The following is a 22,213-nucleotide window of genomic DNA, read 5'->3' as shown; positions in this document are numbered from 1 at the left end:
AAAAATACGTTTCTCCAATGCTGGAGAAACGTATTTCTTATACTGTACCTTTGGCAAATTTTTTGGACATGAATGGGTAGAGTAAAATGCCAACTAAGAACAATCCAATACCAAGACCAAATGTTTTGAAATCAGCTGTGCCTGAAATAATGACCCAAGCGGAATACCCCATGGCCACAAGCGCAATGATCCCGTCTCTTGTCCGATTTCCTTTTTGGAGCTCATATGTGTCACCTTGCATGATGACCTTAAAGCTGTAGATCGACGACACGATATACGGAATGAGATACGCAAGTGTCGCTGATGTTGTTAAGAAAGTAAAGGCTTCATTAATCGTACGTGACATGACTGAGAAAATAAACAGCTGTGACATGATATTTGTGACAGTCAAAGCAAAAACAGGACTGCCTTTTTTGTTTGTTTTTGCAAACACTGCTGGGAAATCGCCAGCCTTTGCTGCTTGATAAGGGACTTCAGAACCAAGCAAAATCCAGCCAAGCATCGAACCAAATAAACAAATGATCGCAAGAAGTGCCATGACAATTCCGCCAGCCGGTCCGATAATGAGCTGAAGCACGTCTACGAATGGTTTATCAGAACCTTGCAATTGATCATGCGGCAGAACGCCCATTGTAATCAAGGTAATAATCATATAAATAGACAGTGCAATTAAAAGTCCTGTAATCGTCGCACGTTTGACATCACGCTGCGAGGAAGCTCTTCCTGATAAAATGACAGCAGATTCGATGCCGATAAATGCCCATAGTGTGGAAATGGCTGCATGATGAATTTGGCCTCCAAGTCCGAGCACTCCTTCACCACTTGCTGCTTCAACAGGGAAGTAATAATGTTCAAATAATGCGGTTTGGAATGCAAATAAGCCTGCGACAATAAAAAGGACGAATCCAAGCACCTTTGAAAAGGTCGTAATAAAGTTCAGCTTACTTGCTGCGCTTAAGCTTGTAATTAAAATCGTATGAGTCCCCCATAGAAGGATTGTACATACGATAAACGTTGTGAGCTGACCAAGTGTGATCGCTTCTTTTCCAAAAGTAAAGACCTCCGTTTTCACGGTTAAAATTGGGAAAAAGGTTGTTAAATAACCAGCTAGGCTTGTGATAATGGCGACATTACTAATCCAGCTTGCCACCCAATATCCCCAAACCATTGTAAAACCGGCTGCTTTTCCTTTTTTCGGATCTTTAAAAAGCGCTCTTGCATAGCTTTGTGGTCCAGCTGTTAGCTGCGGTTTATGAATGGACAAATGTCCAAACACAAAGGCAATCATCAGTACGCCGCCACCTGTGACAAGCCATGCCATCGTCACACCTAAAGGACTTGCATGCTGGGCAAGTGTACTAGGCAGCATAAAGATGCCTGAACCTACCATATTTCCGACGACAAAAGCCGTCAATAACCAAAAACCCCATTTTTTTGTCTGTTCCATTTTCGTACCTCCGTTATATTCACTTTGGACCAGACCCGGCAGTATCTTCATTGATATATTTGTGAAGCAATGACTTGCATTCTTTATGTTCATGTTGGGTCACTTTCTTACCAGCATACCCTTTTCTTAGGCAATCAGAACATAAAAAAAAGCCTGAACAAAAGTCCATGCTTTTCAAAACATACACCTTGATCTCCGGATAGCCCTCCACGCTTCAAAGACGTGGCAGTCCTGCATTTGTTCAATGCAGACCCAGCATAAAGAAAGTTGGAGCTCTCTCTACACTTCGGCGCTGATGCCTTTTTTCTCATGATCAACGATTCCATCTCTCCCATGAGTGACTCATCATCCGCGCAACCTCTACCTCACTGAGACATAGCGTGAGGATTTCTATTCATTTTTACTACACGAAGGTTATCAAACATTCTCATATCTGTCAAAGGGAAAAACATAGAAAAAAGGCAGAGAAATGATTCTCCGCCTTTTTGTCAGCTTATTGATGGTTGTTTTTCTTCTTTTGGACAGCTTCCTGAAGCGGATCGCCTGCTAGTTCTTTACTTGCTTCTTCTAACAGCTGATCGACCTGCTGATGGTCTTTCTCGCTTTTCGCCTTTTTATCCTTTTGGAAAAATGACATCGCTATTTCCCCCCTTTTCATAAAATGCCTTTGCCTGTTTAATTTGTGCTACAGCGCTCAGCATTATACAAAGAGGAGCGGTTCATTCATCGTGAAAGGTCTGTCTCATTTTTTGCAAATACGTTAGAAAGGTCTTTAAGTCTTCCTCTGTGAAGTCTGACATCATATGCTGAATCACCTTTCCAAAAAGACGTGTATGCTTTTCGTAAATAGCCAGCCCTTTTTCCGTGGCTTCTAGCCGGACAAGGGAATGATCGTCCTTGTCCCTCTCTCTCTGAATGTAGCCTTGCTCACATAATTTATTGAGGGCAATGGAAGCGGCACCTGGGTTGAGAGAGAGTCTTTGTTTGAGCTCTTCAGCATGTGATACTTTTCCTTGTATCAATATAGAAAGAGCATATATCTGTGGAGGCGTGATGTCTTTTTCTAACTCAAGTAACTTGCGGTTTAATTTACGGCTGACTTCATAATGTACAAGTACAATTTCTTTTAAAATGTCTGCATTACTCATCCGAATCGCATCCTTATCGTTAGTGTCAACATGACTTCCTTCTTATTATAGAATGTTTTTCCAAACAACCAACTATTTTATCCCATTTTTCTTTAGAAATAAGCCTTGCTGAATGGATTCACCCTTGATATAGTGAGTACTTGAACAAAAAACAGAACAGGAGTACGCATCATGACAGGAAAAACACATATTATGGGCGGAATTGCCGCCTCCACAGCCGTCGCCTATTATTACGGATTCGAACCAGTGACGATGGCTGCTGCTGGATCAGTAGGTGCCCTCATCCCAGATCTATGTCATACAAAAAGCAAAATCGGCAGGAAATTCCCGCTCCTTTCCACACTGATCAGTAGTGTGTTCGGGCACCGCACCTTTACACATAGTTTATTATTTTTGCTGATCATTTATTTTATTGCGACAACATACATTCCAAATGACAGCCTCAGTACCGGGTTACTAGTTGGGATGGCAAGCCACCTCATCCTTGATGCAGGCACAGTGAACGGTATTAAATTTTTGTTCCCTGCAACCATGAAAGTACGTCTCCCCTTTTATGTCAAAACAGGCAGCACAGGAGAACAAGTCGTACTAGCTGCTCTGACCATTGTCACCTGCTATTACATGGCTGTCATTTGCGGGATATCCATCCCATTGCCGTTTTAGAAAAAGAAAAAAGAGTTTTGCAAAAAAGCAGGATATGAATTGATCATTCCTCATTTTTTTAGTAGTTTTAAGATAAGTGTTTTTGCCTTGCAGCTGAATACAGAATGGTGAGGAGTTACATAAATGAAAGCGTTTTTCAAAAATCACTGGTTTTTAGTATACTCCATCCTCTTTATGTGGATGAAAACATACATCATTTATCAATTCGGATTTCATATACGAACGGCCAATCTGTTTCACGAATGGCTGCTTTTGATCAATCCACTTAGCTTTTTGCTCCCTTTGTTTGGGATTGCTCTTTTCTTAAATGAAACGAAACAAAAGGTCTTTTTATTGACCACAAATTTTATTTTGACAGCCATTTTGATATCGAATACGATCTTTTACGGTTTTTATATTGATTTCATTACCATTCCTGTCTTATTTCAAGCAAAGAACATGGGAGATATGGGCAGCAGTATGAGTGAATTGTTTCATCCGCTATTTATACTCATGCTGATTGATTTTGTGGTGCTGGCATGGCTCTTAAAACGGAAACCGCTATCACCAAAAGCGTCTTTTAAGACGATCAAAACATACTATGTGGTTTGCTGCAGCTTGCTATTGTTCCATGTCAGCTCAGCTTTGATGGACCACCCTCGATTTTTGACAAGCTCGTATGATCGAGAAGTCATTGTACGCAACCTTGGGCTGTTTCAATTCCATTTGTATGACGGTGCCGCTCAAACAGCACGTATTGGTCAAAAAGCCTTTGCTGACGAAGATACACTTTCAACAGTGGCAAACTACACAAAAGCTGATTACAGTGCACCAAATGAAGACTACTTTGGACTTGCTAAAGGCAAAAATGTCGTGTTCATTTCACTTGAATCAACGCAGCAATTTGTCATGAATCAAAAGGTGAATGGACAATACATCACACCATTTTTAAATCAACTTGCCAAAAAAAGCTTCTATTTTGATGAATTTTATCAGCAGACAGAGCAAGGCAAAACGTCGGACTCAGAGTTTATCGTCGCAAACTCCCTCTATCCATCTAGCAGTGGCGCTGTCTTTTTCACAGCGAGTGACAACGAATATGACACACTGTACAAGCAATTGAAAAAAGAGAATTATCAATCCGTCCAATTTCATGCGAATAATAAAACGTTCTGGAATCGTGATGTGATGTATGAGTCTCTTGGGATTGACCGCTTTTATGATGTCGATTCATTTGATGTCAATGAACAAAATTCGACTGGCTGGGGCTTAAAGGATATCGACTTTTTTGACCAATCCATCAATTATTTAAAAAAGCTGAAAACGCCTTATTACAGCACGTTTATTACCTTAACCAATCACTTCCCATTTGAAATTGATCCAAAGGATCAGTTCATTGATGAATACGATTCGACTAGCACCATTTTAAACCGCTATGTGACCACCGTCCGCTATCAAGATGAAGCCATCAAAAGGTTCTTTGAACGAATGAAAGAAGAAGGACTATATGAAAATACAATGTTTGTCCTGATGGGAGACCACTATGGCATTTCAGAAGCACATCATGAGGCAATGGCAGAGCTGCTGAAGCAGGATGAAATCACACCGTTTGATGCGGTTAAACTGCAGCGGGTTCCTTTTTTGATTTACATTCCTGGAGTGACAGATGAGGCCCCTCAAACCATTTCTGAAACAGCCGGTCAAATGGATGTCAAACCGACACTTCTTCATTTACTCGGCATTGAATCAAAAGATGCCATTCAATTTGGAAATGACCTTTTCTCCAATGAGCGTACACCGTTCGCTGTGCTGAGAAATGGAAACTTTATTACGGATGATTATCTTTATACAAAGAACACGTGCTATGATCAAAAAACAAAACAACCTGTTGAAGAAGATGAAGTATGCCAGCCCTATATAGAAAAAGCCAATAAAGAGCTGTCTCTATCAGATAAAGTGATCAACGGGAACTTACTACGTTTTTATCAGCATTAAAAGCTGCCCTCTGGCGGCTTTTTCTTTTCTCTTTTCCTGAAAGCCTATGAATGGTCAAATAAGTTTGATTATAATAAAGGATACACATGATGTTGAATGATAAAGAGGTGTGATCATGAAATATTTATTCTTAACCTTCGTCGCCATCTGTTTGCTCCTGACTGGGTGTCAAACGGAGTCGACGTCACCAGATCAAAGCAAAAAGACAGAACTTGTGATTTCAGCGGCGGCAAGCCTGCAGGATGCTTTGAAAGAGATTGAATCTGCCTATGAAGATGATCATCCAAACGTGACACTCACGAATAATTTCGGGTCATCCGGCGCATTGAAGCAGCAAATCGCTCAAGGAGCAAAAGCGGATCTCTTCTTCTCAGCAGCTGAAGATCCTTTTGATGACCTTGTTCAATCTGGCGACATCGATCAGGACCATACAAAGGATGCCATACAAAATGAGCTTGTCCTCATCGTGCCAAAAGAAGGTTCTTCTGCTATCAAAACCTTTCGAGATGTTCAGCACATAAAAGGAAAGTTAGCGCTTGGCACACCTGAATCTGTTCCTGCTGGTACATATGCAAAAGAGATTTTCACAAAACTGAATATATGGGATCAAGTGAAACAGAACGCTGTCTATGGCAAGGATGTTCGTCAAGTATTAAACTATGTCGAAACAGGAAATGTGGAAGCTGGTGTCGTGTATAAGACGGACGCGCTCGTTTCTCACAAAGTAAAGATAGTAGATGAGGCAAATCAAGACATGCACTCCCCCATCATTTATCCTGTTGGCATTGTCAAACAGACCGATCACATGAAAGAGGCGAAAGCATTTTTTCAATATCTCCAATCAGATCCAGCCGCAGCGATTTTTAAAAAGTACGGCTTTCAAGTGAAATAATGCCGATGCTGACCGAAGATTTTCTTTCACCTATCTGGCTGTCCGTACAAGTGGCTGCTTTCAGCGGGTTATTGGCTGTCGTTTTAGGAACGTCCATAGGTTTTTGGATGGCGCGTACATCTTTCAAAGGAAAAATGATCGTGGAAACGCTCCTCATGATGCCGCTTGTCCTGCCGCCAACGGTCGTAGGATTTCTGCTGCTCGTCGTGTTCGGGAAGAACAGTGTGATTGGACAAGCCATTGAATGGATCTTCCATCAGCCTGTCATCTTCACTTATTGGGCAGCGGTCATTGCATCGACAGTTGTCGCATTCCCGCTCATGTATCAATCAGCGAAAGCTGGTTTTTCTACGATTGAGTCAGACATTGAAGGTGCGGCAAAAGTTGATGGTGCGCATTCTTTCCAGGTCTTTGCCTATATTACCGTCCCACTCGCACTGCCATCTCTTCTCTCTGGTGCAGTTCTAAGTTTTGCAAGGGCTTTAGGAGAATTTGGAGCGACTTTAATGTTCGCCGGCAACATTCCTGGGAAAACGCAAACCCTCCCAACAGCCATCTATGTGGCGATTGATTCTGGACGAATGGAACTTGCGTGGGCTTGGACCATTTGTATTGTGATCCTGTCTTTCCTCATGCTGTTGGCTGTTCGCCGAAGCAGGAATTAAAAAATCCCCTTCTCAAAAAGAGAAAGGGATTCAGATTGTTGACAAAGGGCTAAAATGAACTTGATTTTAGCCCTTTGTCTTCTTTTCAACGTGATAGAAAACCTTTGCTAGTCTAGGAAGTACCAGTACTCACTGACAAAATATGCGAGGGTTTGTCTACACGCTAAGGGGATTTTTTATTTATTCAAACCCAACCGTCATCGTTTCTGGATTAGACCCGACACGTTCATTATTATTAAGTGCATTGATTTTTTCCATGTCTTCTTGTGAAAGCTCGAAGTCAAAAATGTCGGCATTTTGTTTAATGCGTTCTTCATTGATTGATTTTGGAATGGTGACAACGCCGCTTTGCAGATCCCAACGCAAGATCACTTGAGCCACAGATTTGTTGTATTGTGCTGCAATTTCCTTTAATACGTCATGATCCAAAAGCTTTCCTTGCATCAGCGGAGACCATGCTTCAATTTGAATGCCTTTTTCTTTCGCATATTGTCGTAATTCGACAAGTGTCAGTTTTGGATGAAACTCTACTTGGTTCACCGCTGGAACAACCTCTGCATCTTTTAACAGCTCTTCTAAATGCTGCACGTAGAAGTTGCTGACACCAATCGCTCTTACTTTTCCATCTTTATAAAGCTTCTCAAGCGCACGCCATGTCTCTTTAAATGTATCTGCATTTGGTCCAGGCCAATGAATCAAATAGAGGTCTAAGTAATCAAGACCGAGCCGGTTTAAGCTTGCATCGAATGCAGCGAGTGCTTTGTCATATCCTTGATCTGTGTTCCATACTTTTGACGTAATGAACAATTCTTCTCTTTTGACGCCAGATTCTTTAATGGCTTTCCCTACGCCTGTCTCGTTTTTATAAACGGCAGCCGTATCAATGCTGCGATAACCGTTTCGTATGGCTGCTTTGACGGCATCAACCACTTGGTTGCCGTCCTCCACTTTGAATACACCTAAACCAAACCATGGCATTTCTACTCCGTTATTTAGTGTTACGGTATCATTCAAGCTTTTGACCATGTTAACAACCACCTTTTCATAGATTCCATCTTTTTCATTATCTCATGTTGCGTTTGAAAACTCTATTATCAGGCGTTTCTCTTCGCTTCAATCGCTAACAGCAAAGCACCTGTCATACCTGCCTTGTCCTCAAGTCCAGGAGAGACAATGTATGTATCAAGCGGCGGCATGTCGACATAATCATTGACATACGCAACCAGCTTCTCTCGAATGAGCGGAAATAGCTGTTTTTGCTTCATGACGCCTCCACCCATTATGATTCGCTCTGGGCTTAATATCAGCGTGTATTGCATTAATGCCTGTGCTAAATAATCTGCTTCAAGAGACCAAACTTCTTCTTCTTCGGTAAGCTCTTTAGCCGGCTTCCCCCACCTTGCCTCAATAGCTGGTCCTGCCGCCAGTCCTTCTAAGCAAGTACCATGCGCCGGGCAGACACCTGCAAACTGATCTGATTCATGCTGCCTGACCAGGATGTGTCCCATCTCTGGATGTGAGTGACCGTGGAGAAGCTCATTTTTCACAACAGCCCCGGCACCAATCCCCGTACCGACCGTGATATACAGACAGCTGCTTAGCCCTTTGGCGGCCCCTTTTGTCAGTTCACCTAATGCTGCGGCATTGACATCTGTCGTAAAGGACACCGGTACGCCTAATTGTTTCTCCAGCTCAGGTATAAACGGGTAATGTTTCCATTCAACTTTAGGCGTATTCATGATGTAACCGTAAGAAGGATCGTCTTTCTGGACACAAATCGGTCCAAAGGAACCAACCCCTAATGCTGCAATTTCATGTTGCTGAAAAAATGGAATAAGTGATTGGATGGTTTTTTCCGGGTGCTCTGTTGGAATGGTCAATTCCTCTATGATATCACCATGTTCATTGCCAATGGCACAACAGAACTTTGTTCCCCCAGCTTCAATCGCTCCGTAATATGTCATCCTGCCTCTCCCCCTGCTCGTCTCTTTTTTTCATCATAAAACATAGGCGAGAAGATGACAACATCATGTATTGGTCAGTAAGACTGCTTCCATGTCGTTGATATACTCCCTTAAATGATGGGCAATATCACGATTGATTTCGCCATTTTCATATAAGGTTTGGATTTCATTACGAATCGACTGTACGGCTTGGAAGTTAAGCTCTTTCTTCTTCCGGTCAAACGTACGATCCTTTTGCTGAAAGAAAGAAGGACCATGTTCACAGCGGAATATCACTTGATTGTAAAACCCAATGACTTGATGACACGTTTGTTGATTGTCTTCGGTCATATGGTGCTTAATAGAATCCACCGCAGCTTCAGCCGTTTTCTTACGGATTTGTTTATACGATTCCTCGTTTTCTAATATGCCGCTTGAAATACGCTGATTCGGACGCCATAGTTGAAGCCATTGTAGTAAGCGCAGAAACTTCACTTTTGAGAAACGAATTTTAAAGGAGTTGGAATAGAGCATTTCCAGCTCATGAAATCTCTCTTGCAGCTCATACGCTTCTTCTTTGTCGATTTTCTCTTCCTCAATCAACTGCTGAAGTTTCATCTGTTCTGCTTTAATGCCGTGTAGTCTGATTTTTCTCTCTTGTTTTCTCATACCAAACTGATACGGTTCCCGCTGAATATTTCTCAGCTTCATTCGGTAATCATTGATGAGTGCAAGGGAGACTTCTCGATTGTCTTCATTCATTCCTTCTTTTAGGGTTTTAATGGCACTTCTCAGCAGCTTCCGTTTCGCGTGCTGAATCTTTGTATCTAAGTCCACATCCACTTGCTTATCTTTTTTCTCCGATAAAATAGGCAGCAGCACACTCGCTAAAATGAGTGTACATAAAATGACGCCTGCTGCGAGGAAAATAATTAAATGACGCTCAGGAAATGGTGATCCGTCTGCAAGCGTAAATGGGATGGAGAAAGCACCTGCTAATGTAACAGCACCACGAACACCAGAGAATGTCATCAGCATGGAAGCACGCAGCTTCGGTTTTTTCGCGTTCTTCTTTTTCGATACACTCCAGTTTCCTGCCCAGAACAGCCATACCCATAGAAATCTGAGAATCATTAGACAGAATGTAATGATTAAAATGTAACTGATGACCTGCATATTATTAAAGGCTTCATCTTGGAAAATGACGGTCGATACATCAGGAATTTGTAACCCAAGTAAAACGAAAACAAGGCCATTTAAAATAAATAAAATAATATTCCACGTGTTTGAAGAAGCAATTTGCAGTTTTGCTAAATTCGCTTCCATTCGGTCTTGCTCGATGGCATGTGTCACACCACCGGCAACAACGGCTAAAATGCCGGATACGCCAATTTCTTCCGCTGCTAAATAAATCACAAACGGCGTGAGGATTTGCAGGATGATGTGCATTGTGACATCGTCCATGCCTAAACGGCGGAGAAAGTAGCGGAAACGAATGATAAAAAACGACAGAATAAATCCAGTCAATAATCCGCCAGCAGCAATAAGAACAAAGCTAAAGGATGCCTCTGCAATGGAAAATGCCCCTGTAACCGTTGCTGCAATAGCAAATTTAAAGGCAACAAGTCCTGACGCATCGTTCATCAGCCCTTCGCCTTCCAGCAGTCTCATGATCCCCTTTGGCATATTCACACGGCTGGAAAGTGCACTTACAGCAACCACATCTGTCGGTGATAAAATCGCTGCAAGCGCAAATGCAGCTGGAAGTGGTATGCTTGGAATCATCCAATGGATGGTATATCCTGCGACAATGACTGTCGCAAATACGAGCCCTAAAGCTAATAGAAGAATGGGCGCTCTTAATTTCCACAGCTCGTCCCTTGGGGTACGCTTCCCATCATTAAATAACAGCGGTGCAATAAATAAAACGAAGAATAGCTCAGGATTTAAAGAAATATGTAAACCTGAAGGAAAAGCTGCGACCAATATCCCTAAACCCACTTGGATTAATGGAACTGGAATAAAGGGCAGAAAACGATTGATAATATTAGATGATGCAATGAGTGCTAGTAGTACGAGCACTGCCAAAAAAATCTCCACTAGTACATGTCCCTCCCATTTCATTTTTTCCGTCATGTTTTGCTTACATGCAAAGATGTGTTCATTTCTTTCAGATCCATCCGTTCGGTCATGAGCGTTTCTTTAGTATCCCGCAAAAAGCGAAACCAACACATAACAATCCATCTAGGCAAAAAAAGACTGAATCTACATATTCAGTCAAATGACAACATTTTCATCTCGTGTATTGTTCCAATGATGAATAAAGAACCTACTTTTATTTTACACGAAAACAGCTTGACCTGCTGACATCAAGCTCGAATAACACATAAAAAAAAGAGCGACATCGCCCTTTTTTCGTTTTACCCTTTATTTAAAAAATAAGACCTTGCGGGAAGCCGCCATTTGAATAAGTAGGAACAAACCCTGCATATGACGAGGATGACAAACAGCAGATATAAAGCAAGCTCTCCTTGCGCTAAGCCGAGTCCGACGAGTAAGCCGCCTAGGGCTGCCCATACTGCGTAAATCTCTGCTTTTAGCACAAGTGGCTTTCGTCCTGCTAATAAATCACGCACAATGCCGCCGCCGCTTCCAGTCAAAATGGCTGCCACAATGACCGCACTGAGCGGGAGCTCTCTTTGTACTGCAAATAATGCACCTTGAATCGCAAAGGCTGCTAAACCGATCGCATCCGAGAAATTCCCCCACGTGCTCCAGTGCTTGAGCAAAAGCTTTGGAAATAGGAACACGATCGTAATGGATACAAGGGCAATGGTAAACATTTTGCCCTGCGACCATAAAGCAGACACCGGAAGACCAATTAATAGATTCCGAATCGCTCCACCGCCAAATGCTGTGACAATCCCTAAAATGTACACACCAAGAATATCGTACTCTTCCTCCATTGCGACAATCGCACCACTAATGGCGAATGCCACAATGCCTATAATACTTAAGACTTCCCATGCCATTTTCCGCTTATCTCCTTACCATTGTCTGATCATCTAACACTCTCCCCTTAATGTATATCTGACACAAATGAAAAGCAATACAAATTTTCTTTAAATTTTATCTTTTTGCAAAAATAAAAAATAGCCTGCTTAAAAGCAGGCTCAGATTGTTGACAAAGGGCTAAAATGAACTTGATTTTATCCCTTTGTCTTCATTTCAGCGTGATAGAAAACCTTTGCAGTCTAGGAAGGACGAGTACTGGCGCGGAGCGAATTTGACATTCGTGAGCACCAGCACGCAGGACTGACACCGAATGCGAGGGTTTGTCTACACGCTGATAGCCTGCTTAAAAGCAGGCTATCTCCTCAATCTTCTTTTGCATTTAAAAGTAGCATACTAATGATGATCAGAATAAATGCAATAAGAGCTAAGAGTGGAATGGTGATAAAACCAAACCAGTTCAGATAATCAACGGAACAAGGAATACCGCTTAGACAAGGACGAATCGATGCAAAGCCTGGAATCTTTTGTTCCATATAATGATAGATGGAAAAGCAAGCACCAATCCCGGCCAAAGGGAGAACGTAGTACTTCACTTTGACATCGCCACGGAATGTAGCAATTCCAAGTAAAAGCACAAGCGGATACATGAAAATGCGCTGAAACCAGCACATATCACATGGAATAAACTTCTTTACTTCACTTAAATACAGGCTGCTCATCGTCGCCACAATCGAGACGATCCAAGCGCTGTATAAGTAAATCAGTTTATTCTTCATGATTTTTTCCCTTTCAGCTCTTGATCAATTAATTCTTTGATTTCATCATAGTCATAAAAGTTTTGGACTTGTTTATTGTTAATGAAAATAGTTGGTGTTGCATTTACTTTGTATTGATTCACCAGCTGATCATCTGTGTTAAGCTGTGGCTGATATGTTTTCTTTGATAGGTTATCTTTCAGCTTGTCCGTATCAATTTTCGTTGTCTTCTTCGCCAATTCGGTGAGCTTTGCTGGCGTTACCCATTCTGCTTCACTATCTGGCTGTGCGTTGTAGACCGCTTCATGAAATGCCCAGAAGTTTTTTGGATCTTCTTTCCACACTTCTTCAGAAGCCAGTGCTGCTAATACCGCACCGTCCCCATGAACAGGCAGTGGTAAGTTAATAAATGAGAAGGATACATCGCCATTATCTATGTAGTCTGCTTTCAATTTTGGGAAAATGTCTGTCTCAAATGATTTACATGATGGACATTTGTAGTCCCCAAACTCGACAACTTGCACTTTTGCCTTTTGATCTCCCATGACAGGCTGTCCTTTAATAGACGGCTTACTGTCGACTGTTTGTGCTTCTTGGCTGTTGTTGTTACCGATCACAACGAAAATACCGATGAGAAGAGCTGCAATGATGGTTAATATAACTGCAAACTTGATGGATGAAGATTGATTATTTTTTTTACTCACAAAAGCACCTACCTTATCTTTTTCATTCATTCCTTTACAAAGAAAAAGGATAACAGCTCAGGAAAATGCCATTATCCAACTTCTTCTATTTTAACAAGAGGGGGTCTATTATGAAAGACGCTATTCATGAATTTTTCCTTACAATTTTATTTCATGACCCTCATCGCATTTAAAACAGCCAGTACAGTGACACCAACATCCGAGAAGACGGCTTCCCACATTGTTGCAATACCGAATGCACCCAGTATGAGAAAGACGGCCTTCACCCCAAGAGCAAACGCAATATTCTGCCATACGATGGCTCTCGTTCTTTTAGCGACAGCAATAGCTTCCGCTACCTTTGATGGCTGATCTGTCATAATCACAATATCAGCCGCTTCAACTGCTGCATCCGAACCAAGTCCACCCATGGCAATACCTATATCCGCTCTTGCCAAAACCGGCGTATCGTTTATGCCGTCACCAACAAACAATAATTTGTCTTGAGATGCTTTTTTCTCATACATGTCTTCGATTTTGGCGACTTTATCCTGTGGCAATAATTCAGTGTGAACTTCGTCAATGCCGATCTGCTGTGCGACTGCATTTCCTACTTGCGAAGCATCCCCTGTAAGCATCACGGTTTGAATGCCCGCAGCTTTTAGAGAAGATATCGCTTCAACTGCATCGTCTTTTACTTCATCTGCAATCAAGATAGATCCCGCAAACTCATTGTCTATTGCTAAATACACAACCGTTCCGCTTCGTTTTTCTTTTTCAAAAGAAATGCCCTCTCGTTCCATCAGGCGATGGTTACCTGCCAATACATGGGCTCCGCGAATTGTCGCTTTGATCCCATGACCCGCAATATCCTCGTAAGATTCGATCTGGCTCTCATCAAGAGACGCTCCGTAAGCCGCCTTAATCGATTCCGCAATCGGATGCGAAGAATGCGCTTCTGCCAGCGCTGCAAAAGAAAGCAATTCCTCTTCTGACCATTTCTCATTCGCTGCTTCGATATGAGTGACTGTAAAGTTCCCTTTTGTCAAAGTACCTGTTTTATCAAACACCGCATAGCGGACAGAGTTCAAGGCTTCTAAGTAATTACTGCCTTTCACTAAAATACCTCGTTTTGATGCGGCACCAATCCCGCCAAAGAAACCTAATGGAATGGATACAACGAGAGCACATGGACACGAAATGACAAGGAAGACAAGTGCCCGGTACACCCAATCAGACAATTGAGCTGATGGGATGAGAAGCGGTGGTACAAAGGCAAGCAATAAAGCTAGCACGACCACAGCAGGTGTATAATATTTAGCGAACTTTGTGATAAAGTTTTCTGTCTGCGCTTTACGGCTGCTTGCATTTTCGACTAAATCCAAAATCTTCGTAACCGCTGACTCACTGAGCTCTTTTTGCACTTCAATTTCAAGAATGCCGTTTTGGTTCACAAATCCAGCAAGCACTTCTTTTCCTGCTTCCACATCTCTTGGAACAGACTCACCAGTTAGTGCAGAGGTATCCACAAGAGAATAACCGTCTATCACGCGTCCATCCAAAGGAATTTTTTCACCTGGTTTAACAACAATACGGTCACCCGCTTTGACTTCTTCCGGCTTTACCTTTTTTGTTTCTTGCCCCACTTTGAGGTTAGCGTATTCTGGACGGATATTCATTAATTCGCTAATTGATTTTCTGGAGCGATTCACAGCTGCCCCTTGGAACAGTTCTCCAATTTGGTAAAACAGCATGACTGCCAATGCCTCAGGATACTGCTGAATCACAAAAGCACCAACTGTAGCTATGGTCATTAAGAAGTTTTCATCAAATACTTGACCGCGCACAATATTTTTCAGCGCTTTCAAGACAACATCTCCGCCAACGAGTAAATACGCGGCGAAAAACATGATGAACTTCAGTAAGCCATTGTCAGGTATAAAATAAGCCGCCGTTCCAATGACTGCACCACCAATTAATTTCAGTACAATCGTTTTTAAATTCTTTGTTCCATGATCGTGATCGTGGTGATGTCCTTCTTCTTTTGGTGATACACTCACATGAGGTTCAATGGACTGAACGGTTTTTTCAATACGCTTTGACATCGTTTCTTGTGCATCAGCATGTGTCACAGTTAATGTACCCGTCGCAAAATTAATTGAGCAGGCTTCCACTCCTTCAAGTTTGCTGACACCTGTTTCAATTTTACGGGCACAGTTTCCACAATCGAGACCGCTTAATACGTATTCATCCTTCATCTTTTTCATGTTCTCACCTTTTTCTATATAAGTAGCCTTCCCTGATTCAATCAAACCTATCAGCTGCTGTAGATATTATATATGAGCACATATTCATATATTGAATTACCCTTATTATATGAGGAGTTCTTACAAACTGTCAATCATTTATAAACAAATGTTTGAGATTTTTCGTATTCAGGATGTCATGTGAATTTTCAATAATCCATGCTCGTGTCCCCTCTTCGTTGCATAACATAAAAACGATCGTTTGATGGGAATATTCAGCATTTCTCTTTACAAAAGAAGGACATACGCTTAGAATAAGATAAAAGTTTCCTTAAGGAAACAAATTAGCGTTAGAGAATCATTTCATCCTTTAGTCAAAATTATTAAATATATGCATATATTTTTAGGAAACGCAATTGATGATCGAAAGGGGCCGCAAGAGATGTCAAATGCTTTAACAATCGACCGCCTGTATGTCTCATACCACGGACAGGATGCACTAGAAAACGTCTCTCTTTCCATACAGGAAGGAACGATGACTGGAATCATTGGTCCAAATGGTGCTGGTAAATCGACTTTATTGAAAGCATGTTTAGATTTAATTGAAAAGGATCAAGGGGACATTCGTTTTTTTGAACAACCCTTTAAACAAGTGAGAAAACAGATCGCCTATGTACCGCAAAGAAATGATCTAGACTGGACGTTTCCTATCCATGTGCTGGATACCGTACTGCTTGGCACATACCCAAAGCTCGGATTGATCAAACGACCGAAAAAAGAAGACCGTGCCTATGCGTACCATTGCTTAGAAAAGGTCGGGATGCAGGACTTTGCCAAAAGACAGATTGGGGAATTATCTGGCGGTCAGCAGCAGCGTGTCTTCCTTGCACGAGCACTCGCTCAAAACGCACAGCTCTTTTGTTTAGATGAACCATTTGTCGGAATTGATATGGCAAGTGAAGAAACGATGATCGGCATTTTGAAGGAATTACGAGATGAAGGAAAAACCATTCTGGTCGTCCACCATGACTTAAGTAAAGCCGATGATTACTTCAGCCATCTCGTTCTTCTAAATAAAAAGCTGGTCAAAGCAGGGCCTGTACATGATATTCTTCGTCCTGAGGTCATGCTCCAAGCATACGAAACACAGCTGCCATTTTTAAAATCAGCAGGAGGAGACGCGTAATGGAATTCTTAACCGGACTTTTTGAATATGCGTTTTTACAAAAAGCGTTATTTACATCCGTTATGGTAGGGATCATCTGCGGCGTCATTGGCTGCTTTATCATTTTACGGGGAATGGCTTTGATGGGAGATGCGATTTCACACGCTGTACTTCCAGGTGTCGCCATCTCTTATATGCTCGGCATTAACTTTTTCTTTGGTGCGGTTCTAACTGGTGTACTGACAGCCATCGGCATCGGATATGTCAGTCAAAACAGCCGTATTAAAAATGATTCTGCCATCGGGATCGTATTCACTGCTTTTTTTTCCATTGGGATCATTTTGATTACATTTTTAAAAAGTTCCAGCGATTTATATCATATCTTGTTTGGAAACGTACTAGCCGTTCGTTCATCTGATATGTGGATCACGCTTGGCATCGGCATTTTCATTCTGCTGGCTGTCATTGTTTTCTACAAAGAACTGCTCATTAGTTCATTTGATCCAGTGATTTCTTCGGTTTACGGTTTACCGAATCGCATGATCCATTATTTCCTCATGACCTTATTGACCCTAGTGACCGTGGCGTCTCTGCAAACTGTAGGTATTATTCTTGTTGTTGCAATGCTTATTACACCAGCTGCCACCGCTTATTTACTGACAGACCGGCTATGGATCATGATTTATTTATCTGCTTTTTTTGGAGCAGTTTCAGCCGTCGTAGGACTTGGGCTCAGCTTTACGTATAACTTGTCGTCTGGTGCTTCCATTGTGCTGGTCGCGACCATATTATTCGGCAGTGCCTTTATCTTTTCACCGAAACAAGGGATATTGTGGAGATCCTTAAAATCGAAGCGAAAACGAACACAGTTAAAAAAGGAAGCGTCTATGTAAAAGGAGGACATATATGAAGAAGGTATTAGCAATCCGTTTGACCGCAGTATGTATTGCCCTTTTGGTCATCGCAGGCTGTTCTACTCAGCAAAAGAGTTCCGGAAAAGATGAAGGTACATTAAAAGTTGTCACGACCTACTCCATTCTTTATGACATTGTGAAGGAAGTAGGCGGACAGCATGTCTCTATTCACAGCATTGTTCCCATTGGTACAGACCCACATGAATTTGACCCACTACCAAAGGATGTTCAGTATACGACGGATGCAGACCTTGTTCTATCTAATGGCTTGAACCTTGAAACAGGGAATGGCTGGTTTCAAAAACTGCTTGAATCGAGCGGCAAGGACGGAGCTGATGCACCTGTAGCCGAGCTGAGTAAAGGCGTCAAAGTGAAGCATTTGTCTTCAAAAGGGCTTGAAAGCCAGCAGGACCCACACGCATGGCTGAATGTCGAGAATGGGATTCTTTATGCGCAAAATGCCAGAGATGCACTCATTCAAGCAGATCCTGAGCATAAAGAGGATTACGAGAAAAATGCTGAAACCTATATCAAAAAGCTTCAAACGCTTCACAATGAAGCAAAAGATAAGTTTGATCAGCTGCCAAAAGACAAAAAACTCCTTGTCACAAGCGAAGGGGCATTCAAATATTTTGCGGATGCGTATGGACTGAAAGCCGGCTACATTTGGGAGATCAACACAGAAAGTGAAGGAACACCTGGACAAATGAAGCGCATCATTCATTTTGTTAAAGACCATCAAGTTCCTGCCCTTTTTCTTGAAACAAGTGTAGATAAGCGCAGCCTTGAAAGCCTATCTGAGGAAACCGGAGTTCCGATTAAGGGGAAAGTATTTACGGACTCTATTGGCAAAGAAGGTGAAGATGGGGACAGCTACTATAAGATGATGAAATGGAATATTGACACCATTTACAAAGGATTGTCCTCATAGCAAAAAGACAGGTGGAATGAGTCCGCCTGTCTTTTTTGTCAACCTGCTATATTTTCTGGGTGTTTTTTCGGCCAAATGACGTAGCTGATGCTAATGACGAAATCAATGGCTAAGACTATCCCCCACACACTGACAAGCTGCATCAGAGATTCCGTTCGTTCTGGTGCTTGGATGAGATAGGTCAATCCATATAACAGCCCCGCTCCGATGACATAAGAGATGAAATGACGCGTCCAGCCCACCATTTCATACAAAGACCGCTCCTTCCCGTACTTTGGTTTCCCCTTTGGCTTAGGACCACCTGCAAAACGATAAGCAAACCGGGCATCTGCCCATTTCACCATTTGATGTCCAAAGGCCAGACTCACACCAATATAGACAGCCGCAAGCCCGTGAATGACGCTCGCCACAGCCCCTTGCTTTAAATCTATATAAGTAGCCGCAAGAAGGATGAGATCTAAAACCGGCGTACAGACAAGAAAGAAAGCACCCCATTTTTTCTGTTTAAACACATAACGCAGTGTTAAGCCCATAAGAATAAACAACCAAAAACCAATTTCACAGGCCACAATCAATAAACCGACCAATTTCCCCACATCCTTTTTAACACGATTGTATTAAATAAAAAATAACACAACTGTGTTAAAAAAACAATAGCTGTGCTAAAATCAAGGTATGCCAAAAATCGTCGATCACCATAAACAAAAACAAAAGGTCGCTCAAGCTGCTATGAGAGTGATTAAACAAGAGGGATTGGAAAGCGCTTCTGTACGAAAAATAGCCGTTGAAGCTGGCATTTCAGCCGGCTCTATGCGTCATTATTTTTCCACACAGCAAGAATTATTTCTATTCTCCATGAATTTAATTCAGGAAAGAGTGAAGGAGCGAATTGCTAAGCTTCCATTAAACGGTTCAACAGAGGAAAATGTATTCACTTTATTGGAGCAGGTTCTTCCACTAGACGAAGAACGAATATTTGAAATGGAGGTGTGGCAGGCTTTTACAGTCAAGGCACTGACTGAACCAGATTTACAGCCGCTCAATGCAAAGATGTATGACGAGCTTTTTCAAACCGTTCAATTTTGCTTAATGAAATTGAACGAGGATGAGCTACTGCTAGATCATGTCGATCTTTTATTAGAAACTGAGCGGCTTTATGCGGTCATCAATGGGCTTGCGTTGAATGGAATCGTACAGCCCCATCGTTTACCGCCTCAGCTCATGCGCTCCGTGCTACAGATGCATCTTCAATCCATCACAAAAAAAGACATGCCCTCCTTATAGAGAGCATGTCTTCAGATTGTTGACAAAGGGCTAAAATGAACTTTATTTTGGCTCTTTGTCTTCTTTTCAGCGTGATAGAAAACCTTTGCAGCCCTAGGAAGGACGAGCATTGGCGTGGAACGAATTTGACATTCGTGAGCACCGAAGCGCAGGACTGACACCGAATGCGAGGGTTTGTCTACACGCTGAGACATGCCCTCCTTATAGAGAGCATGTCTTTTTTAATCTTCCATGAAAATACGTTTCGCCTCGTAATAGAGCACCTGCACAAATTTCTTCACATTGATACGTGTGTGCTCTTCTCTTCCACTTGTCTCTTTTGTGAGTTCACTCATTTTCTTACGCACAATGGTAAAATCGAAAAATTTTGATGCATAGTTTTCAAAGGTTGGGTGAGAAAAATCGGTTAACCCGAGCGAGGCGATGTGTTTCAATGATTGGTTGATCGCACGTCTTACCCGCTGTTCCGCTGCTTTTGCTTCTCTTGCGATGTCTGCTGATGTAAAAGGTTCGTTTAATTTATCCTCTGTGATGCCAGTGAAAATTACTTTTAATGAAGGAAAAGAGTCGTGCTGATCGGCATGTAACGCTAAATACTGATCTGTGAAAAGAATCATATCTAGTAAATCCTTAGACCCTTTTTCGCCGACAATCCCAAGCTCCGCCAGCAAAAACTGACCTGCCTCTGCAAGACTTTTCCCACGCTGCTTCGTTTTCGTGGTCTGTCCGCGCTGCTGGAACTGCATGACCGATTTGAGCGAATGCTGAATATTTTCAATTGAGTGCTCTAAATGCAGACGTTCAATCATGAGGTGGAGCACACTTAAGACCTCTACCCGATTGATCGGCTTTGTCACATAATACTCGACACCGAGCGTATATGCCTGGCCGATGAGTTCCTTTGTTTCTACCTGTGACAGCATTAAATATTTCCCATGAAATTCATCCTTGATCGCTCGAATCGTCTCAAGCCCGTCCCTTTCCGGCATCAGAAGATCAATACACAAGATATCAATATGCAAATCATTTAAGTAGCTCGCTGTTAATTCAGCACCATCCTCTGCTTCCCCTGCCACAATGCCAAGCTCTTCATCTTCAATGAGCTGTGCCAGTGAAGAACGAACGGCTTCATCATCATCAACAATAAAAAATCTCATCTCCCATTCCCCTCTTTTCTGCTGACTTGATCAATTGGTATCGTTAAAGTGAACTTCGTTTGTTGATTCGGGACACTCTTCATTTCAACACTGCCGCCAAGCTTCTCAGCTGTGTCTTTCACATAGGAAAGACCGATGCCGCTTGATGGGTTCCCGGCTTGGTCGTATTTTAAAGTGAAGCCCGGTTTAAAGATCACATGATGGTTACGCTCTTTAATGCCTGGCCCGTTGTCACTGATTTGAAAAATTACATCATTCTCTTTCCGCGAAATGGATAGTGATACCTCTCCATTTACTGGAATCGCTTCAACGGCATTGGATACAATGTTATTTAATAAAGATAGAATGGTATACACATGATAAGCAGGGTGTTGTCCTTCTTCATCATAATGAAAAACGATGTGTTTTTTAAGAGATTCCGTATAATTTTCATGGATACGAATCACAAGTCCAGCGATATGAGCAGGACTTGCATACTCCTGAAAGTTTTCCTCATGAATCAGTTTTGATAAGGCAGAAAAAATTCGCTGATTATCCTTTTTGATTTCGTGTACCTCACCTGCAATTTGCAAAGCTGTTTTTCCGAGTTTTTTTAAATCTAATGATTCCGTATCCTTTGCATGATGCAGTGATTGATACAATTGATAGGAAGTAGCTGTAATGTGCTCAGCATGTGCAAGGGTTTTATAAAAATATGTAGATTCCGTATAAAGATTCGACAGCAGCATCAACAGGTGTTCCTTTTCCTTCTTCATTTGGCGCTCTCTCGCCTGTTCTTCGTATAATCGAATCATCGTATAACAAGCCAATACGAAAAAGCTTCTGAAAATCGCCAATACAAATAGTTGAAACAGCGTTCTCACTGTTAAAATTTCATCAATGGCTCCCCTGAGTGCAATCATTTCGACTACACTTGCACATAGTTCCATGATAATCCCTGTCGCCCCAATGAGCCAAGGCTTATCACGAAAACGTCTGACCTGTAATACATAAAAAAGCGTACCATAGACGACGTAATACAGCAGGGAAGGAAATCTTAAAGAAACGGCCTCTTCCAGCGCTAAGTGGCCTGACACAGCGGTATCAAGAAGCACCCGGAATGCAAACACTGATCCCCCCGCAATGATGCCGCTTGCCCATGCCGGGAATTTTTTCATTTGAAGCAGGATAAAGAAAAAGACAACGGTTCCAAAGCTGACCCGAAAGCTATCCTCAAATGGATAAAATTTCAGCTCTCCCCCAATCGGAGTCAGAACAATGAGCATGATAATTAAATAAGGCTCTGTATTCAACCATTTTTTCAGTAGATTCAAACGCAGTCACATCCCTAA

The 22,213-nt window shown here is 42.0% G+C and carries 21 protein-coding genes and 1 riboswitch; of the genes, 8 read left to right on the top strand and 13 right to left on the bottom strand.

From position 1 onward, the window contains the following. Nucleotides 1-37: 37 nt before the first annotated feature. The 3 genes from ACRRMM_RS12645 to ACRRMM_RS12635 form a co-directional block, all read right to left on the bottom strand. On the bottom strand, nt 38-1,447 hold the full coding sequence (locus tag ACRRMM_RS12645) for an amino acid permease (RefSeq protein ID WP_017368051.1): 1,410 nt from the start codon (nt 1,445-1,447) through the stop codon (nt 38-40). Between the two features lie 192 nt (nt 1,448-1,639). After that, nucleotides 1,640-1,818: riboswitch (Lysine riboswitch) on the bottom strand. 122 nt (nt 1,819-1,940) lie between these two features. Next, on the bottom strand, nt 1,941-2,084 hold the full coding sequence (gene sspJ / locus ACRRMM_RS12640; RefSeq protein WP_008347117.1) for a small acid-soluble spore protein SspJ: 144 nt from the start codon (nt 2,082-2,084) through the stop codon (nt 1,941-1,943). 82 nt (nt 2,085-2,166) lie between these two features. Continuing rightward, nucleotides 2,167-2,595 carry a MarR family winged helix-turn-helix transcriptional regulator gene (locus tag ACRRMM_RS12635; RefSeq protein WP_007500254.1) on the bottom strand — a complete coding sequence of 143 codons (429 nt, stop codon included), beginning with the start codon at nt 2,593-2,595 and terminating at the stop codon, nt 2,167-2,169. A 171-nt stretch (nt 2,596-2,766) separates the two neighbouring features. Between ACRRMM_RS12635 and ACRRMM_RS12630 the strand changes: the two genes are divergently transcribed. The 4 genes from ACRRMM_RS12630 to modB all read left to right on the top strand — a co-directional run bounded on the left by ACRRMM_RS12630 (nt 2,767) and on the right by modB (nt 6,789). Next, nucleotides 2,767-3,258: a metal-dependent hydrolase gene (locus tag ACRRMM_RS12630; RefSeq protein ID WP_008347118.1), complete on the top strand. Its 492-nt coding sequence runs from the start codon at nt 2,767-2,769 to the stop codon at nt 3,256-3,258. Between the two features lie 123 nt (nt 3,259-3,381). Beyond that, nucleotides 3,382-5,232 carry an LTA synthase family protein gene (locus ACRRMM_RS12625; protein ID WP_428828611.1) on the top strand — a complete coding sequence of 617 codons (1,851 nt, stop codon included), beginning with the start codon at nt 3,382-3,384 and terminating at the stop codon, nt 5,230-5,232. 115 nt (nt 5,233-5,347) lie between these two features. Beyond that, the gene (gene modA, locus ACRRMM_RS12620) at nt 5,348-6,124 is read left to right on the top strand and encodes a molybdate ABC transporter substrate-binding protein (protein WP_428828612.1); all 777 of its coding nucleotides are present in this window, start codon (nt 5,348-5,350) and stop codon (nt 6,122-6,124) included. Continuing rightward, entirely contained in the window at nt 6,124-6,789 is a 666-nt protein-coding gene (gene modB / locus ACRRMM_RS12615; RefSeq protein WP_144666038.1) for a molybdate ABC transporter permease subunit, read from the top strand. Before modA ends, modB begins: the two co-directional genes overlap by 1 nt. 180 nt (nt 6,790-6,969) lie before the next feature. On the opposite strand, the gene ACRRMM_RS12610 is transcribed toward modB, so the two are convergent. The 7 genes from ACRRMM_RS12610 to ACRRMM_RS12580 all read right to left on the bottom strand — a co-directional run bounded on the left by ACRRMM_RS12610 (nt 6,970) and on the right by ACRRMM_RS12580 (nt 15,452). Next, nucleotides 6,970-7,815 carry an aldo/keto reductase gene (locus ACRRMM_RS12610; protein ID WP_017359243.1) on the bottom strand — a complete coding sequence of 282 codons (846 nt, stop codon included), beginning with the start codon at nt 7,813-7,815 and terminating at the stop codon, nt 6,970-6,972. A 68-nt stretch (nt 7,816-7,883) separates the two neighbouring features. Then, complete coding sequence (locus ACRRMM_RS12605) at nt 7,884-8,753, bottom strand: ROK family protein (RefSeq protein WP_216099144.1); 870 nt, start codon at nt 8,751-8,753, stop codon at nt 7,884-7,886. A 63-nt stretch (nt 8,754-8,816) separates the two neighbouring features. After that, nucleotides 8,817-10,832 (bottom strand): Na+/H+ antiporter, encoded by a 2,016-nt coding sequence (locus ACRRMM_RS12600; protein WP_113746986.1) that lies wholly within the window; start codon nt 10,830-10,832, stop codon nt 8,817-8,819. 320 nt (nt 10,833-11,152) lie between these two features. Continuing rightward, entirely contained in the window at nt 11,153-11,764 is a 612-nt protein-coding gene (locus tag ACRRMM_RS12595) for a trimeric intracellular cation channel family protein (protein WP_007500242.1), read from the bottom strand. Between the two features lie 345 nt (nt 11,765-12,109). Next, nucleotides 12,110-12,523, bottom strand: coding sequence for a disulfide oxidoreductase (locus ACRRMM_RS12590; protein WP_007500241.1), 414 nt, complete (start codon nt 12,521-12,523; stop codon nt 12,110-12,112). Next, entirely contained in the window at nt 12,520-13,236 is a 717-nt protein-coding gene (locus tag ACRRMM_RS12585; protein ID WP_008347618.1) for a DsbA family protein, read from the bottom strand. Before ACRRMM_RS12585 ends, ACRRMM_RS12590 begins: the two co-directional genes overlap by 4 nt. A gap of 116 nt (nt 13,237-13,352) precedes the next feature. After that, nucleotides 13,353-15,452, bottom strand: coding sequence for a heavy metal translocating P-type ATPase (locus tag ACRRMM_RS12580; RefSeq protein WP_428828613.1), 2,100 nt, complete (start codon nt 15,450-15,452; stop codon nt 13,353-13,355). A 421-nt stretch (nt 15,453-15,873) separates the two neighbouring features. Between ACRRMM_RS12580 and ACRRMM_RS12575 the strand changes: the two genes are divergently transcribed. The 3 genes from ACRRMM_RS12575 to ACRRMM_RS12565 are packed head-to-tail and all read left to right on the top strand — an operon-like array spanning nt 15,874 to nt 18,441. Beyond that, nucleotides 15,874-16,617 carry a metal ABC transporter ATP-binding protein gene (locus ACRRMM_RS12575; RefSeq protein WP_008347622.1) on the top strand — a complete coding sequence of 248 codons (744 nt, stop codon included), beginning with the start codon at nt 15,874-15,876 and terminating at the stop codon, nt 16,615-16,617. Continuing rightward, nucleotides 16,617-17,489 (top strand): metal ABC transporter permease, encoded by an 873-nt coding sequence (locus ACRRMM_RS12570; RefSeq protein ID WP_007500236.1) that lies wholly within the window; start codon nt 16,617-16,619, stop codon nt 17,487-17,489. The genes ACRRMM_RS12575 and ACRRMM_RS12570 overlap by 1 nt, the downstream gene beginning before the upstream one ends. Before the next feature lie 13 nt (nt 17,490-17,502). Continuing rightward, on the top strand, nt 17,503-18,441 hold the full coding sequence (locus ACRRMM_RS12565; protein WP_428828614.1) for a metal ABC transporter solute-binding protein, Zn/Mn family: 939 nt from the start codon (nt 17,503-17,505) through the stop codon (nt 18,439-18,441). Between the two features lie 38 nt (nt 18,442-18,479). On the opposite strand, the gene ACRRMM_RS12560 is transcribed toward ACRRMM_RS12565, so the two are convergent. Further along, nucleotides 18,480-19,028, bottom strand: coding sequence for a hypothetical protein (locus ACRRMM_RS12560; protein WP_008347628.1), 549 nt, complete (start codon nt 19,026-19,028; stop codon nt 18,480-18,482). An 88-nt stretch (nt 19,029-19,116) separates the two neighbouring features. On the opposite strand from ACRRMM_RS12560, the gene ACRRMM_RS12555 reads away from it, so the two are divergent. Next, nucleotides 19,117-19,725, top strand: coding sequence for a TetR/AcrR family transcriptional regulator (locus ACRRMM_RS12555; RefSeq protein ID WP_008347631.1), 609 nt, complete (start codon nt 19,117-19,119; stop codon nt 19,723-19,725). Nucleotides 19,726-19,946: 221 nt separating this feature from the next. Here the strand turns inward: ACRRMM_RS12555 and ACRRMM_RS12550 are convergent, their stop codons facing one another. After that, a complete protein-coding gene (locus tag ACRRMM_RS12550) occupies nt 19,947-20,882 on the bottom strand; it encodes a response regulator (protein ID WP_008347634.1) in 936 nt (311 codons plus the stop codon). Then, nucleotides 20,879-22,195, bottom strand: a complete 1,317-nt coding sequence (locus tag ACRRMM_RS12545; protein ID WP_008347636.1) for an ATP-binding protein — start codon at nt 22,193-22,195, stop codon at nt 20,879-20,881. The genes ACRRMM_RS12550 and ACRRMM_RS12545 overlap by 4 nt, the downstream gene beginning before the upstream one ends. Between the last annotated feature and the right edge of the window lie 18 nt (nt 22,196-22,213).

This window comes from Bacillus sp. XT-4, assembly GCF_050864245.1.
GTDB classification, from domain to species: domain Bacteria; phylum Bacillota; class Bacilli; order Bacillales; family Bacillaceae; genus Bacillus; species Bacillus altitudinis.
Note: the sequence above shows the minus strand (reverse complement) of the source record. Positions and strands in the feature narration are given on the sequence as shown.